The sequence below is a fragment of the Actinobacillus capsulatus DSM 19761 genome, assembly GCF_000374285.1.
Lineage (GTDB): Bacteria > Pseudomonadota > Gammaproteobacteria > Enterobacterales > Pasteurellaceae > Actinobacillus > Actinobacillus capsulatus.
This window is the reverse complement of the sequence record NZ_KB893933.1, coordinates 103,404-118,142: the sequence shown is the minus strand read 5'-3', so window position 1 is coordinate 118,142 and position 14,739 is coordinate 103,404. Positions and strand designations below refer to the sequence as shown.

Annotated in this window: 15 protein-coding genes; 10 read left to right on the top strand and 5 right to left on the bottom strand. The window is 38.0% G+C overall.

The features are described 5' to 3' along the window. Position 1: 1 nt before the first annotated feature. Complete coding sequence (locus C228_RS0104030) at positions 2–871, bottom strand: polysaccharide pyruvyl transferase family protein (RefSeq protein ID WP_018651410.1); 870 nt, start codon at positions 869–871, stop codon at positions 2–4. A gap of 505 nt (positions 872–1,376) precedes the next feature. Between C228_RS0104030 and galE the strand changes: the two genes are divergently transcribed. Next, entirely contained in the window at positions 1,377–2,393 is a 1,017-nt protein-coding gene (gene galE, locus C228_RS0104025; RefSeq protein WP_018651409.1) for a UDP-glucose 4-epimerase GalE, read from the top strand. Positions 2,394–2,531: 138 nt separating this feature from the next. Then, positions 2,532–3,818 (top strand): AmpG family muropeptide MFS transporter, encoded by a 1,287-nt coding sequence (locus C228_RS0104020; RefSeq protein WP_018651408.1) that lies wholly within the window; start codon positions 2,532–2,534, stop codon positions 3,816–3,818. A 123-nt stretch (positions 3,819–3,941) separates the two neighbouring features. Here the strand turns inward: C228_RS0104020 and C228_RS0104015 are convergent, their stop codons facing one another. Then, entirely contained in the window at positions 3,942–5,993 is a 2,052-nt protein-coding gene (locus C228_RS0104015; RefSeq protein WP_018651407.1) for a TonB-dependent siderophore receptor, read from the bottom strand. A gap of 232 nt (positions 5,994–6,225) precedes the next feature. Here C228_RS0104015 and adk point away from each other — a divergent pair, with 232 nt between their 5' ends. Beyond that, positions 6,226–6,870, top strand: a complete 645-nt coding sequence (adk, locus tag C228_RS0104010; protein WP_018651406.1) for an adenylate kinase — start codon at positions 6,226–6,228, stop codon at positions 6,868–6,870. A gap of 86 nt (positions 6,871–6,956) precedes the next feature. On the opposite strand, the gene C228_RS0104005 is transcribed toward adk, so the two are convergent. After that, complete coding sequence (locus C228_RS0104005) at positions 6,957–7,220, bottom strand: hypothetical protein (protein ID WP_018651405.1); 264 nt, start codon at positions 7,218–7,220, stop codon at positions 6,957–6,959. A gap of 101 nt (positions 7,221–7,321) precedes the next feature. After that, positions 7,322–8,275, bottom strand: a complete 954-nt coding sequence (gene mdh, locus C228_RS0104000) for a malate dehydrogenase (protein ID WP_018651404.1) — start codon at positions 8,273–8,275, stop codon at positions 7,322–7,324. A gap of 191 nt (positions 8,276–8,466) precedes the next feature. On the opposite strand from mdh, the gene argR reads away from it, so the two are divergent. Beyond that, positions 8,467–8,928 (top strand): transcriptional regulator ArgR, encoded by a 462-nt coding sequence (gene argR, locus C228_RS0103995; RefSeq protein ID WP_018651403.1) that lies wholly within the window; start codon positions 8,467–8,469, stop codon positions 8,926–8,928. Then, the gene (locus tag C228_RS0103990) at positions 8,928–9,821 is read left to right on the top strand and encodes a TIGR01777 family oxidoreductase (protein WP_018651402.1); all 894 of its coding nucleotides are present in this window, start codon (positions 8,928–8,930) and stop codon (positions 9,819–9,821) included. Before argR ends, C228_RS0103990 begins: the two co-directional genes overlap by 1 nt. Positions 9,822–9,857: 36 nt before the next feature. Here the strand turns inward: C228_RS0103990 and C228_RS0103985 are convergent, their stop codons facing one another. Then, positions 9,858–11,273 carry a DegQ family serine endoprotease gene (locus C228_RS0103985; protein ID WP_018651401.1) on the bottom strand — a complete coding sequence of 472 codons (1,416 nt, stop codon included), beginning with the start codon at positions 11,271–11,273 and terminating at the stop codon, positions 9,858–9,860. Between the two features lie 268 nt (positions 11,274–11,541). On the opposite strand from C228_RS0103985, the gene mlaF reads away from it, so the two are divergent. From mlaF to C228_RS0103960, 5 genes are all read left to right on the top strand, one after another. After that, complete coding sequence (mlaF, locus tag C228_RS0103980) at positions 11,542–12,345, top strand: phospholipid ABC transporter ATP-binding protein MlaF (RefSeq protein ID WP_018651400.1); 804 nt, start codon at positions 11,542–11,544, stop codon at positions 12,343–12,345. Continuing rightward, entirely contained in the window at positions 12,338–13,114 is a 777-nt protein-coding gene (gene mlaE / locus C228_RS0103975; protein ID WP_018651399.1) for a lipid asymmetry maintenance ABC transporter permease subunit MlaE, read from the top strand. The genes mlaF and mlaE overlap by 8 nt, the downstream gene beginning before the upstream one ends. A gap of 18 nt (positions 13,115–13,132) precedes the next feature. After that, on the top strand, positions 13,133–13,657 hold the full coding sequence (gene mlaD, locus C228_RS0103970; protein WP_018651398.1) for an outer membrane lipid asymmetry maintenance protein MlaD: 525 nt from the start codon (positions 13,133–13,135) through the stop codon (positions 13,655–13,657). A 70-nt stretch (positions 13,658–13,727) separates the two neighbouring features. After that, on the top strand, positions 13,728–14,366 hold the full coding sequence (gene mlaC, locus C228_RS0103965) for a phospholipid-binding protein MlaC (protein ID WP_018651397.1): 639 nt from the start codon (positions 13,728–13,730) through the stop codon (positions 14,364–14,366). A gap of 10 nt (positions 14,367–14,376) precedes the next feature. Next, positions 14,377–14,736, top strand: coding sequence for an STAS domain-containing protein (locus C228_RS0103960; protein ID WP_018651396.1), 360 nt, complete (start codon positions 14,377–14,379; stop codon positions 14,734–14,736). The last annotated feature ends 3 nt before the right edge of the window (positions 14,737–14,739 follow it).

Genomic DNA, 14,739 nt, shown 5'->3' with positions numbered 1-14,739 from the left:
CTTATTCAATAAATGTCACGTTATTAGAGTTGGACATACTTTGTTCGTATACACCCTTGCATTTATAGTATCCATTGTTATAAATTCTCAATTTTTTATTTAGTAGGTAAGCACCGACTGCTACGTGTAATCTATCTGTTTTGATTTCTTCGTATAAGTTAATAAGTTTTAGAAATTGTTTAGCGCTATAAAGCGAAGTCTGATAATTATCTGTTCCGAAACTGGCAACGAGTGATAAATCATTTGCCAAACTTCTTTTTACATTTAAATTTTGATTACTCTCTTTATCGGTACGTATTGCATTAATTTGAGAGGTAAATAGTGCGCGTAAACGGTGGAAATTAATTAATATTTTACGAATAATGTTTTTACTCGATAATTTAATTTTGAAATGAGGATTGCTTGTCAAAATTTGTGCTGGATTTATGTAAAAAGCCATATCGTCAGCAAGATAAACGGCTTTAGCATTGGATATATTTTGACAGTATTCAAAACTATATTTTTCTCTACAGAAGATTATGCTGTCTTCCGGTAAATTTGAAATTAAATCATCAATGCCACGAATTGAATGAGGTAAAATAATTAATTTTAGTTTTAGCTTTAAGTTAATCAGAGATTTTAAAAAATTAGGTGTTGAATTCCATTCCGGAACTAAACAGCCGCCTCCACCGATTAATACGATATCATTATCTTTTAATTGACTGACTTTACCCTGTGAGATTAATGAAAATTTCAGATTAAACTGTTGTGCCAGAGTATAGAATCCCATATCTATCAATGCATCACCCGCATTTCCGCCATTAGGATAATAAAAAATATTTCCTTGTTGATTTGCTGATAATTCTTTAAAAATAGTGTGTAAATTAGACATAAAGACCCCTGTAATATTTATTAGTTAGTAGATGCACTCTCTAGTTTTTAAAACTACATATGTATTTTTATTTTTCATTGAGTATTCTTTTTGTGTATATAACCATGTTTATAGGCTATCTGGATAAATGGGGGTATATGTAATTCGTTTAGTTTTTGAAATATACAAGTATATTGCTTAACTTTAGTATAAGAACAATATGTTTAAATCTGTTCGTTTTGTTTGAAAATCTATTTAAATGTATAAATATAGTTTAATTCATTATAGATTAATGTTTATAGTATAATCAATAGTGATAGAGGTCTTATATGTTATATAAAATAGTGAAATGAGTGGTGGTCTTATATGTTTTAAATATTGAACTTTCCTAAAGTATTTGCAATACGAATATTATTATCCTTTAATAACTTGTGAAAAGTTAGATGTAAACCTATGTGAAGCTTGTTCACTGTTATCCTAAAACGGGTATAATAGAACTGAGAGTACTTTAACCTAGGGGGCTTGTATGGCTATTTTAGTGACTGGTGGTGCGGGTTATATCGGTTCGCATACGCTCGTTGAATTATTAAATGCAAATCGTGAAATTGTCGTGTTAGATAATTTATCTAATTCCAGTGAGGTTTCATTGGAACGAGTAAAGCAGATTACAGGTAAAACGGTTACTTTTTATCAAGGTGATATTTTAGACCGTAATATTTTGCGTAAAATTTTTGCAGAAAATAAAATTGAGTCTGTTATTCATTTTGCCGGTTTAAAAGCGGTTGGTGAGAGTGTGCGCGAACCATTACGTTATTATCAAAATAATGTAACTGGCTCAATTGTGTTAGTCGAAGAAATGTTAGCGGCAGGCGTGAATACGATTGTATTCAGTTCATCTGCAACAGTTTACGGTGATCCGCAAATTATTCCGATCGTAGAATCTTGCCCAGTTGGCGGTACGACAAATCCATACGGCACATCAAAATATATGGTTGAGCGAGTATTGGAAGATACAGTGAAAGCATTCCCACAATTAAGTGCGGTAGTGTTACGTTATTTCAATCCGGTCGGTGCGCATGAAAGCGGCTTAATCGGTGAAGATCCAAACGGTATTCCAAATAACTTATTACCTTATATTAGCCAAGTTGCAGTTGGTAAATTAAAAGAGCTTTCAGTATTCGGCAGCAATTATGAAACACACGATGGCACTGGTGTACGTGATTATATCCACGTGGTAGACCTAGCGCTAGGACATTTAAAAGCGTTGGATAAACACCAAGGCGATGCAGGTTTCCATGTTTATAATTTAGGTACAGGAGCGGGTTATTCAGTGCTTGATATGGTAAAAGCATTTGAAACGGCAAATGAAATTAAAGTACCTTATAAATTAGTTGATCGCCGCCCGGGGGATATCGCAGTTTGTTATTCCGAACCGTCTAAAGCGTTAAAAGAGTTAGGTTGGAAAACCGAACGTGGTTTAGAACAAATGATGAAAGACACTTGGAATTGGCAAAAAAATAACCCAAACGGTTATAAAGGCTAACAAGCGTTAATTAAATGATGGCACAAGCGTTTACGTTTGTGCCTTTTTTATCTCTGAATATTTCTGTTATGATGTTTGATAATTAAGCTAACACAAAGTTGGTGTATTATCATTTCATTTGCAAAAGAAAAGGAAAAAATGACCGCTTATCATTCTTCACCTCAACCCTCAATTTGGCGACAAATTTTTACTAAAAATATGTTGCTTTGTATTTATACCGGTTTTTGTTCCGGCTTGCCTTTATTTGTGCTTATCCAATTAATGCCGGCTTGGTTTACTTCGGCAAACCTTGATATTAAAACCATCGCTGCTTTTACCTTAACCTCATTGCCTTATACGTGGAAGTTCTTATGGGCAGCATTATTAGATCGCTATTTCCCACCGTTTTTAGGTCGCCGCCGCAGTTGGATTTTTCTTGCTCAATTAGGCTTATTGGCAATTCTAGCCGGCTTTGGCTTTTTTGATCCAGTAACGGATATCGGTATTATTACTGTGCTTTCAGTGATTTTAGCCTTTCTGTCTGCCACTCAAGATATTGTGGTGGATGCTTACCGCCGAGAAATTTTATCGGACAATGAATTAGGGCTAGGTAATTCAATTCACGTGAATGCTTATCGTATCGCCGGGCTGATACCGGGCGGTTTATCGCTTTTCTTAGCCGATCATTACCCATGGCAAACGGTATTTATTATTACCGCTACATTTATGTTGCCATGCCTATTCGTTACGCTATTTGCTAGAGAGCCACAAAGTACACTGATTGACCGTAGTAAACCGTTTTATATGGCGTTTGTTGATCCGTTTAAGGAGTTTTTCAGCCGTAAAGGTGTATGGGGTGCAGTAGGACTTATTCTATTTATTTTCTTATATAAGCTTGGTGATTCGCTGGCGACTTCACTACAAACCAAATTTATCTTGGATATGGGCTTTACCAAATCGCATATTGCTGCGGTGGTTAAAACAACTTCGCTTTGGTGTAGTATCGGTGGTGGGATTATCGGCGGAATAGCAATGCTGAAACTGGGGGTAAATCGTGCGTTATGGATTTTCGGAACGGTACAGTTAATTACCATTTTGGGTTTTGCTTATCTTGCAAGTTTTGAGTATTTTCCGACTGTTTCTATCGGATCTGCCGAGCTATTTAAATTAGGTATTGTGATGGCTGGCGAATATCTCGGTGTCGGCTTGGGTACGGCAGCATTTGTTGCCTTTATGGCTCGGGAAACCAACTCGATGTACACTGCAATGCAATTGGCAATTTTCACTAGCCTTGCTGCTCTACCAAGTAAATTTTTAGGTGCTTATACCGGACATTTGGTCGAAGCTTTCGGTTATTATCAGTTTTTCTGGATTTGTTTCTTTGTTGCCATTCCAGGGATGTTGATGCTGATTAAGGTTGCACCGTGGAAGACATCTAAATCGTAAAAAATGATATAAATTTAACCGCTTGTAATTAAGCGCTTACATAAAAATTTGCCCCCTAATTGTTTGGAGTTTATTCAACTTTTAGGGGGCAAATATTTACTTTGTACGATCTCTAAACTTGGTTTAGAAAGTGTAATTCACGTTTAAGCGTAAGTCACGTCCAACAGCCGGTAAGGTTGTACCGCGTTGGCTATGCGGGTAGTAGAATTTATTGAATGCATTATTTAATGCTAAATTTACATTTAAGCTATCATTTTTCAATGGTTTCCAGTTAACGTAGAAATCATGATTGATATAGCTGTCACGATGTGTATTTGCGATAGTCTCGTCTGCATTCGCTAGTGCATAGCCATCTTCATCTTCTACATAACGACCTTTCCAACCTAATTCTAAATTAGGGTTTTCAAAGCGATAAGCTAAACCTGCAGTCCAAGTACGACCTACTTGTACGGCAAATTCCGGATTTAAAGTAGAATTAACTTTTGTATCATTTAAGTAGAATCTTGGTTTACTTTCCGATACACCGAAGCGAGCGGTTAAGCCTTCATAGCGATAAGCAGCATTTAACTCATAACCGTGGTTTTTAGAATAACCATCATTTACTGCTTGTGTAATACCGTTAATGATATTGCCATTTGCATCATGTCTTGCTTGAGGGTTAACAATTAAGTTATTTACTTTTTGCCAGAAGTAGCTACCTTCAAAAGTAAAGTCGCCATTATTATAGTTGAAACCGATTTCAGTATTACGCGCACGTTCAGCTTCGATATTTGGATCTACTGATACACGTCTTAAGCCAACCATTAATGCATCGTATAAACGAGGGCTACGTGATGCGTAGTTGTGGTTTGCACTCAAGCTTAATTCAGGTGTCGCTTGATAAATCAAGCCAACACTTGGATTCCATTTACCGTCTGACGCTTTTACCCCATCGTTGGCTTTCATATCGAAATAATCGTAACGTAAACCGGTTGTGAAAGTGAAATCATTGATGCCGCTAATCATTTCAACATAAGCACCACTATCAGTTTTTTCCGGATTATTGGTTACAAATGGGCGTTTAGTATGCGGCTCAATTTCCTGATGGCGGTAATTTATACCGTATTTAACCAAGATGTCTTCGCCAATGAATGAATCAAAGTTCACATTTGTACCTTGAGTTTTAATTACGGTTGTTGTAGGGCCTTTAACGCTACCGCAATATCCACAACCGCTATCATCAGCAGAATAGCGTTTATTCTTCATTAAATACGCATTTGCAGTTAATTCATTAACGAAGCCTAAGTTTTTACCGATATATTCAAGATTGGTATTGCTTAAGGTTGTTTCTCGATAAGATGGTGATTGACGAGCAACACTAAGGCGAGGATTGTTGGCTGCACTAAATGTAGCAAACTCTTCACGTACTAAACGCTCACCACGATGTTGATCTTGTAAGTGGCTTAATACAAAGCGATGATCACCAAAAGTTGCACCTAATTTAGCGATATAGTTACGTTTATCTAATGCGCTATAAGGTACTTTATTACTACCGTCTAAACCGTTTACAAAGTTTCTTCCTGCCTTGTAATCATCTTCATTGTTACGGTTGAAAGAAAGTAATGCATCGAAGTTACCCGCTTTACCGAAAACAGTTGCACCATAAGAGTGACCATCGTTGCTGGAATAGCCGCTATTCAGTTTAAATCCGTAATCACGATCACTATTTTTTAAGAGATCTAAAGCATCCACGGTTTTCACGATAATCGCACCATTCGTTGCACCGATACCGGCGCTTGCTGAACCTGCACCTTTTTGTACAGAAACACTTTTAAGTAATGATGGATCGATAATAAAACGTCCTTGGTGATATAAAATTTGACTGTCAGATGATGCGCCGTCCACTTTAATATCTACCGAGTTTTGTCCCATGCCACGAATAGTTAGGAATTGAGACGTTCCGTTACCACCGGCAAATTCAATAGCGGGTTCTTTTGAAAGTAAACCGCGTAAGTCCGTTTCGGTACGTTCATTTTTTTCAGCCAGAGTTATAACATTCGTTTTAACTTTAGCACCTTGGCGATCAGTTACAACAATTTCCGATAACTCTGTAGTGTCTTTTGGTCGTTCAGGATTTGCATAAGCAAATGAACTAATAGTAGCTAGTACTGCGATGGTAATTTGGTTTCTTTTCACAGATAAATCCTCGTCAATATAGAATGCGCTTTAAGATAACGGGAATTATTATCAATAAGAATTGTCTTGTCAATGGAAAATATAACTTTACGATAAATTTAAATTTATTTTTGTTATAGCGCCCTACAAGCGGTCAAATTTAGTAAAAAATTTGCAATTTAAGGCAGTAATCGGTAAGGTTACTGCCTTAGCTTTTTTATTCATTCATCTTTTATTTTCAAGAGGCTTTACAATGAAAATTATCCTATTAGGTGCGCCGGGTGCAGGTAAAGGTACACAAGCACAATTTATTATGAACAAATTCGGTATTCCACAAATTTCAACGGGCGATATGTTCCGTGCGGCGATCAAAGAAGGTACAGAACTTGGTAAACAAGCAAAAGCGTTAATGGATGAAGGTAAATTAGTGCCGGATGAATTAACCGTTGCATTAGTAAAAGATCGTATCGCACAACCGGATTGCGCAAACGGCTTCTTATTAGACGGTTTCCCCCGCACAATTCCACAAGCGGATGCATTAAAAGATTCAGGCGTGAAAATTGATTTAGTATTAGAGTTTGATGTAGCGGATGAAGTGATTGTTGAACGTATGAGCGGTCGCCGTGTACACCAACCGTCAGGTCGTACTTACCATGTGGTGTACAATCCACCGAAAGTTGAAGGTAAAGATGATGTAACCGGCGAAGATTTAATTATTCGTCAAGATGATAAGCTTGAAACGGTATTAGAGCGTTTAGCAATTTACCATAAACAAACTAAGCCATTAATTGTTTACTACACAGCGGAAGCTGAAGCAGGTAATACGCGTTATGAACGTTTAGACGGTACAAAACCGGTTGAAGAAGTAAGTGCTGAATTAACAAAAATCTTAGGTTGATTTAAATAATATAAATATAAACAAGCGGTTATTTTTGATGAATATTTTGCAATATTTCACTTAAAAATAACTGCTTGTTTATTTTATTACTCAGAATGGTAACGAGAAATAATTTGTTTTGCGCCACCGTTGCCGACACAAGCTTCATTTAGCGGTGAAGTTGAGTAACTTCCGTCTACACAAATTGCTGTGACATTAGCAGGTAAAGCTTGTTGAGGAGAATGCGGATTACGAATAGGTGTGTATTCCGTTTTTGTTGAAGGTTCTTTAACGATTTGAACAGGTTGATTTGAGCTACAAGCAGTAATCGTTACAGCAAGAGCCAGTAAAGAAAATAAATGTGCTTTCATACATAAATCCTTGTATATTCATAGACTACAATTAATGCTTATTACCATACTTGAGTTTATAAAAAAGGGTTGAATTGCTCAACCCTTTTATAAATTTCAAGTTATGAATTTACAAAATTTTTCCCTAATTCAATATCTGCTTTAAGAATCGGTTTAATTTCGTCTAATTTTGCCTGTTCATATTCACTTAATTTACCGATTGGTAGAATGTCTTCTACACCAGTTAAACCAAATCTTACAGGATGTGCAAAGAATTCTGGATAATCTGAACTTTCTTTACTTTCTACATAAGCGTAGCGTACACAATCTTCACCTAATAATGCTTTGAAAACCGCCACGGCAAAACGTGCACCGGATTCCGCCATTGAAAGTGTTGCAGATCCGCCACCTGCTTTTGCTTCCACCACTTCTGTACCGGCATTTTGAATACGATAAGTTAATGACTCAATTTCTTCTTGAGTGAATGAAACCGGACAACCTTCTGCAAGTGCTTGAGAAAGTAACGGTAGAATAGTTGGACCTGAGTGACCGCCGATAACGGGCACTTTAACTGTTTCGACATTTTTATCTTTTAATTCAGACATAAATGTTTTTGCACGAACAACATCAAGTGTAGTTACACCGAATAATTTACGTTTGTCATACACGCCGGCTTTACGTAATACTTCAGCAGCAATTGGAACAAGTGTATTTACTGGGTTTGTTACAATGCCGATACAAGCGTTCGGACAAACCTCAGCGACTTTTTCAACCAAGTTTTTAATAATGCCCGCATTAATATTAAAGAGATCCGCACGAGTCATGCCTGGTTTACGTGCGACACCTGCAGTTAATAGGACAAGATTAGCGTCTTTAAGTGCTTCGCTCGGATCTTCACCCGAATAGCCGACAGCATTTACCGATGTTGGAATGTGACTGATATCTACCGCAATACCTGGAGTGACTGGCGAAATGTCATATAACGCAAGATCCGTTCCGGCTGGTAAACGAAGCTTTAATAAGAGAGCAAGAGTTTGCCCGATTCCTCCAGCAGCGCCTAAAAGTGCAACTTTCATAAACAACTCCTAATCAATAATAGTTATAAAATAAGATTAAGCTAAGTTTAGCAAATATTTATTAAGATTGATGCTAAATAAAACGAATCATTGGGAAAAATTTTTCTAATGTTTGATTTAGATTGATTTTTTAACACTTGTAGGCAAAAATTATACTTTCAATTGAAGCAATATTGCATAAGAGAGATGAGATGGAAAAGCTTGATAATTTATCCGAAGCGTTTAAGGCATTACTAAAGCAAGAAAAATTCGGTTCTCAAGGTGAGATAGTAAATGCATTACAAGAATTGGGCTTTGAGAATATTAACCAATCTAAAGTATCACGTATGCTGTCTAAGTTCGGTGCGGTAAGAACGCGTAACACTAAGATGGAAATGGTCTATCAATTACCTGCCGAATTAGGTGTGCCAGCAACTTCTAGCCCTTTAAAGAATTTAGTGGTTGATATTGATTATAATGATGTGCTGATTGTAGTAAAAACCAGCCCGGGTGCGGCCCAATTAATTGCTCGTCTATTAGATTCAATGGGAAAAAGCGAAGGTATTTTAGGCACGATTGCCGGTGATGATACGATTTTTATCACCCCAACACGCTTAACAGCAATGGAAGATCTAATCCAAAATATTACTGAGTTATTTGAGTCATCGCTCTAATGAAAATTTTAATTACGGGTGGAACCGGTTTTATCGGACAGCGCCTAGTTCAAGCGTTGTTGGCGGAGGGGCATTTGCTGACAATCGTTACTCGTCAATCAAAGCCGAATGCTCCTTTTAGACAAGCGGTAGAATTTTGTCAAAATCTTGCAAGTTTTACGAATTTGGATGGATTTGACGCCGTCATTAATTTGGCTGGAGAGCCGATTTTTGATCGGGCTTGGACTCCGGCACAAAAACAGCGGTTATTGGATAGCCGCTTACAAATCACTTTGTTATTAGTAAAACTAATTCAGGCAAGTCAAACACCCCCACATACTTTTATTTCAGGCTCAGCAACCGGCTATTACGGTAATGTCTGTTCTGACTCCTTAATGGATGAATCTCTTGCTTGTGGTACGAATTTTAGTGCAGAGCTTTGTCAACAATGGGAAGCGACTGCATTAACTGCCGAAAGCCTAAGAACACGAGTATGCTTAATTAGGACGGGTATGGTACTTGCTCCGCAAGGCGGTGCATTATTAAAAATGTTACCGTTATATCGGTTGAATTTAGCCGGTAGACTTGGTTCTGGGCGGCAACATTGGGCATGGATTGCTTTGGAAGATCATATACAAGCGGTCTTATTTTTATTAAAAAAAGCAAATTGCCGAGGTGCTTTTAACCTCGTTGCTCCTCACCCTATTATGAATGCGGAATTTAATTTTCGTTTAGCCGCCTATTTGAAGCGTTGTGCGTGGTTTGCGGTGCCGTCTTTTATGTTGAAACTGGTTTTAGGCGAGCGTTCGCAATTATTATTAGATAATCAACCTCTTATCCCAAGCAAATTATTAGAAAATGGCTTTACGTTCCGGCAGCCTGATTTGGATTTTAAACAGATCTTTGAGCAATAAAAAAACCCACCGACCGGTGGGATTTTTTATGCCTTATTATTGAAGGATTAAGTAGAAGTTTGAGTTACCGCGTAAAATATTTAATGCGATAACAGAAGGTTTCGAATCTAACACTTCACGTAATTGTTTGATATTGTCGACTTTAACACGGTTTACACCGACGATAATATCGCCTTCCGCTAAGCCTCGGTTTTCAGCAAATGAACCTTTAGTCACTTTTGCGATTTCGATACCTTTTACACCGTCTTTATCAAGGTTAGCAAATTCTGCGCCTTTTAAAGCCGGAATAATGTCTTTGGTGGTAGCTTTATTGGAATTTTTGCTATTTTTTGCCATATTGTCAGTACTATCCGATTGGAGCGTTACTTTCGCTTTTTCTTCTTTACCGTCACGTAAATACGTTAGTTCAATTTCCGTACCCGGACCTGAAGTCGCTACTTTGGCGCGCAATTCACTGAAGCTATTGATTTTTTTGCCGTTTAGCTCAGTAATCACATCACCTGCTTTTAAACCGGCTTTAGCCGCGGCAGAGTCAGCAAGTACTTCGCTGATAAATGCACCTTTTTGGGCGTCAATCTTGAATTCTTTTGCCAGATCAGCATTTAATTCTCCGCCTTTAATACCTAACATACCGCGTTTTACTTCACCAAACTCAATAATTTGTTGCACGAGATTGTTTGCCATATTACTTGGGATCGCAAACGCAATACCGGCATTGCCGCCGCTTGGTGAAATAATTGCGGTATTAATACCGATTAACTCACCGTTTAAGTTAATTAATGGACCGCCAGAGTTACCTTGGTTTACCGCAGCATCCGTTTGGATATAACTTTCGTAGCCTTCATCAGAATTACCTGTTGAACGACCTAATGCTGAGATAATCCCTGAAGTTACGGTTTGACCTAAACCGAATGGGTTTCCAATCGCCACACTGAAATCGCCGACTCGTAATTTATCTGAATCGGCAAATTTTAGTTCAACTAAATTTTTAGGATTTTCAATTTGCACTAGTGCGACATCCGATAGCGGATCCGCACCTAATAATTTCGCTTTAAATTCACGACCGTCTTCTAATTTAATCGTAATTTTATCCGCATTTTTAATAACGTGATTATTCGTAATTACATAACCTTTTTCGGCATTGATAATTGCACCTGAGCCTTGCCCGCGGAAATTACGTGGAGCGCTGCGTTCACCAAACATATCAGGACCAAAGAAAAATTCAAATTCTTCAGGAATGTCACGACGATAACGAGTTCTTTCTTCCGTTTTTCCTTCTACTGAAATACTAACTACCGCAGGACGAACTTTTTCAATCATTGACGCTAAGCTTGGAAGTGCTTGGTCTTCAACAACGGTAGGTAATGTAGCTTGTGTCGTTGTTGAAACTGAGAATAAACCGAGACCTAATACTAGTGAAGTTAAGATCGATTTTTTCATTACTTTATTCATTTATATTTATCCTTTTTGTTGTGTTAAAAAATTCAACGAGCTTCAAGTCAGCTCGTATCCATTCAGACTATCTAATTTGGTGGCGGTTCCTTTAAAAAGCAAGAGTGTTGCTAAAAAATAATCAATTGTTTATGCAAAAGTTTATTAAAAATGGTTATTAAATTGTACATTTTCTGTCAAAAGTTAAAAATCCTTTGACTTTATGTGGCGGTTAATAGAGTATTGTCAACCATTCTATGTTTTATATAAATTACTAAAGAAAATTCCAATGCGAGATAATAAATACTTAGTTGAAGTGAAAAACCTCACCTTTAGTCGGGGTGAAAAGGTGATTTATAACAACTTAAATCTGCGAGTGCAGAAAGGAAAAGTTACCGCGATTATGGGACCGTCAGGAATTGGTAAAACGACTTTACTACGCTTAATCGGCGGGCAAATTATTCCTGAAAAAGGCCAAATATTATTTGATGGCGAAGATGTGTGTAAGGCGTCTAATAAAAGGCTTTATGAGATTCGTCAGCGTATGGGGATGTTATTCCAATCAGGTGCATTATTTACTGATTTATCTACCTTTGATAATGTTGCCTTCCCTATTCGTGAACATACAAGATTACCGGAAGCATTAATTAGAAAATTGGTGCTAATGAAGCTAGAATCGGTCGGATTACGTGGTGCAGCACAATTAATGCCGGCGGAACTTTCGGGCGGAATGGCGCGTAGAGCGGCGTTAGCGCGAGCAATAGCGTTAGATCCCGAGTTAATTATGTATGATGAACCGTTTACCGGACAAGATCCGATTAGTATGGGCGTGATTGTCGAGCTAATCAGAAAACTTAATCTGGCACTGAATTTAACCTCAATTGTGGTTTCACATGATGTGACGGAAGTACTGAGTATCGCTGATTATGCTTATATTGTAGCGGATAAGCATGTGATTGCTGAAGGTACGCCGGAAGCATTGATGGCAAGTCAAGATCCGCAAGTGGTTCAGTTCTTAGCTGGTAAGGCAGACGGTCCGGTTCGTTTTCATTATCCGGCTAAAGAATATACGGAGGAGCTGTTTAGTGATTAATTTTATTAGTGGCATCGGTTCTTCTGTGATTGGTTTTGTACGAGCGTTTGGTCGGGCAACTTTCATGTTGCTTGGTGCATTGATCGGCAAACCACAATTTCGTAAGCATACACCGTTATTAATTAAGCAATTATATGTATTAGGAGTTCAATCTCTCCTGATTATTATGCTGTCAGGCTTATTTATCGGTATGGTATTAGGCTTACAAGGTTATGTGGTATTAGTCGATTTTGCCGCCGAAACCAGTTTAGGTACGCTAGTTTCACTATCACTGTTAAGAGAACTTGGGCCTGTTGTGACTGCACTGCTTTTTGCGGGGCGCGCCGGATCTGCATTAACGGCAGAAATCGGTTTAATGAAAGCAACGGAACAGCTATCAAGCCTTGAAATGATGGCGGTTGACCCGTTAAGACGTATTATTGCGCCGCGTTTTTGGGCGGGTGTGATTTCAATGCCGATTTTAGCGGCAATTTTTACCGCTATCGGGATTTGGGGCGGTTCGTTAGTCGGAGTCGATTGGAAAGGTGTTGATGGTGGTAGCTTTTGGTCGGTAATGCAAAACTCGGTCGATTGGAGCGATCTGATAAACGGCTCGATTAAAAGCATTGTTTTTGCTTTTGCCGTAGTATGGATTGCGTTATTTAACGGTTATGATGCCGTTGCGACTTCAGAAGGCATTAGCCAAGCAACAACAAGAACAGTAGTACATGCTTCGTTAGTAGTACTTGGGCTTGATTTTATTTTGACCGCTATTATGTTCGGTGGTTAATTCACAAAGGAAAAGACAATGCGTCAATCAATTAAATATGAATTTTGGGTGGGCTTATTTGTATTACTTGGCTTAGCTGCTTTAGTGTTTTTAGGCTTGCGTGTTGCGAACGTACAGGGCTTTACCTCAGATAAGACTTACACTCTTTACGCAACTTTTGATAACATCGGGGGACTAAAAGTCCGTGCGCCGATTAAGGTTGGAGGGGTTGTTGTAGGACGTGTGGCGGAAATTAATTTAGATGCACAAACCTATACACCTAAAGTAACTTTAGCGGTAAATGAGGATTTTAATAAGATTCCTGATACCAGTTCACTTTCAATTAAAACTTCAGGTCTGTTAGGCGAGCAATATATCGCTTTAAATATTGGTTTTATGTTGGAAGGCGAAACGGAATATATGAAAGAGGGTAGCAGCTTTGTTGATACGAATTCAGCAATGGTGTTGGAAGATTTAATCGGTCAGTTCTTATACGGAGATAAAAAATCGGATAAAACTGGCGGAGAAAAAGCGGAAGGCGAAGCAGAGCCTAAAGCGCAATAATTGCACAGTGATTTTCACTGAGTGATATTTTATTTCGGGTGGGAAGACACCTTACATTTGGAGATTTTAAATGTTAAAAAACATCAAAAAAGTAATCGTAACCGGTTTTGTAGCAGTCGCAACGTTATTCTCAGCACAAGCATTTGCTGAAACAAGTCCATACGTTTTAATGCAACAAACAGCAGATAAACTCTTTAACGATATTAAAGCGAATCAAAGTAAAATTAAGGCGAATCCAGAATATTTACGTACAATTGTACGTAATGATTTAATGCCTCGTGTACATGTGAAATATGCAGGTCAATTAGTATTAGGTAAATCACTTTCTTCTGCATCAGAAGCACAACGTGAGCAATTCTTTACTGCTTTTGGTCAGTTTATTGAACAATCATATGCGCAAGTGTTAACGCAGTACCAAGACCAACAAGTACAAATTGAGAGCGAGAAGCCGGTAGGTGACAAATCTATCGTAAGCATTCGTGTAAATGTGTTATCATCAGGCAACTCCGCGCCAATCAAATTAGATTTCAAATGGCGTAAAAACAGTAAGACTGGTGAATGGCAAGCATATGATATGGCAGCGGAAGGTGTGAGTATGATTGCGACCAAACAAAATGAGTGGAGCGGCGTCTTACGTCAAAAAGGGATTGATGCTTTAACGGCACAAGTTGCGCAATCCGCTAAACAACCGATTACATTAAGTAAATAATTTTAGTTTTATGAAGCCACAAAAAACATTACGATGGGGCGTTCAGCAGAATACTGAAAGCCTATTTTTAAAATTGTCAGGCGAATTAACTCGAGACACGTTGCTTCCGCTTTGGAAGCAACGTGCTTCTTTTTTATCGCTGAAAGGTAACCAACATATTTATTGGGATTTAAAAGATCTTAAGCGTGTTGATTCCGCCGGTTTTACATTGCTTGCTGAATTGCTCAATCGTTATCAAAAACAAACGTCGAACTGGTTAATTAATATTCCTGAGACATTGAAAGCACTAGCCGAATTATTTGATTTATCAGAATGGCTTAACCGATTTATAGTTTGCGAAAAAGGCAAATTATGTTGTGAAAAAGCTTAAGGA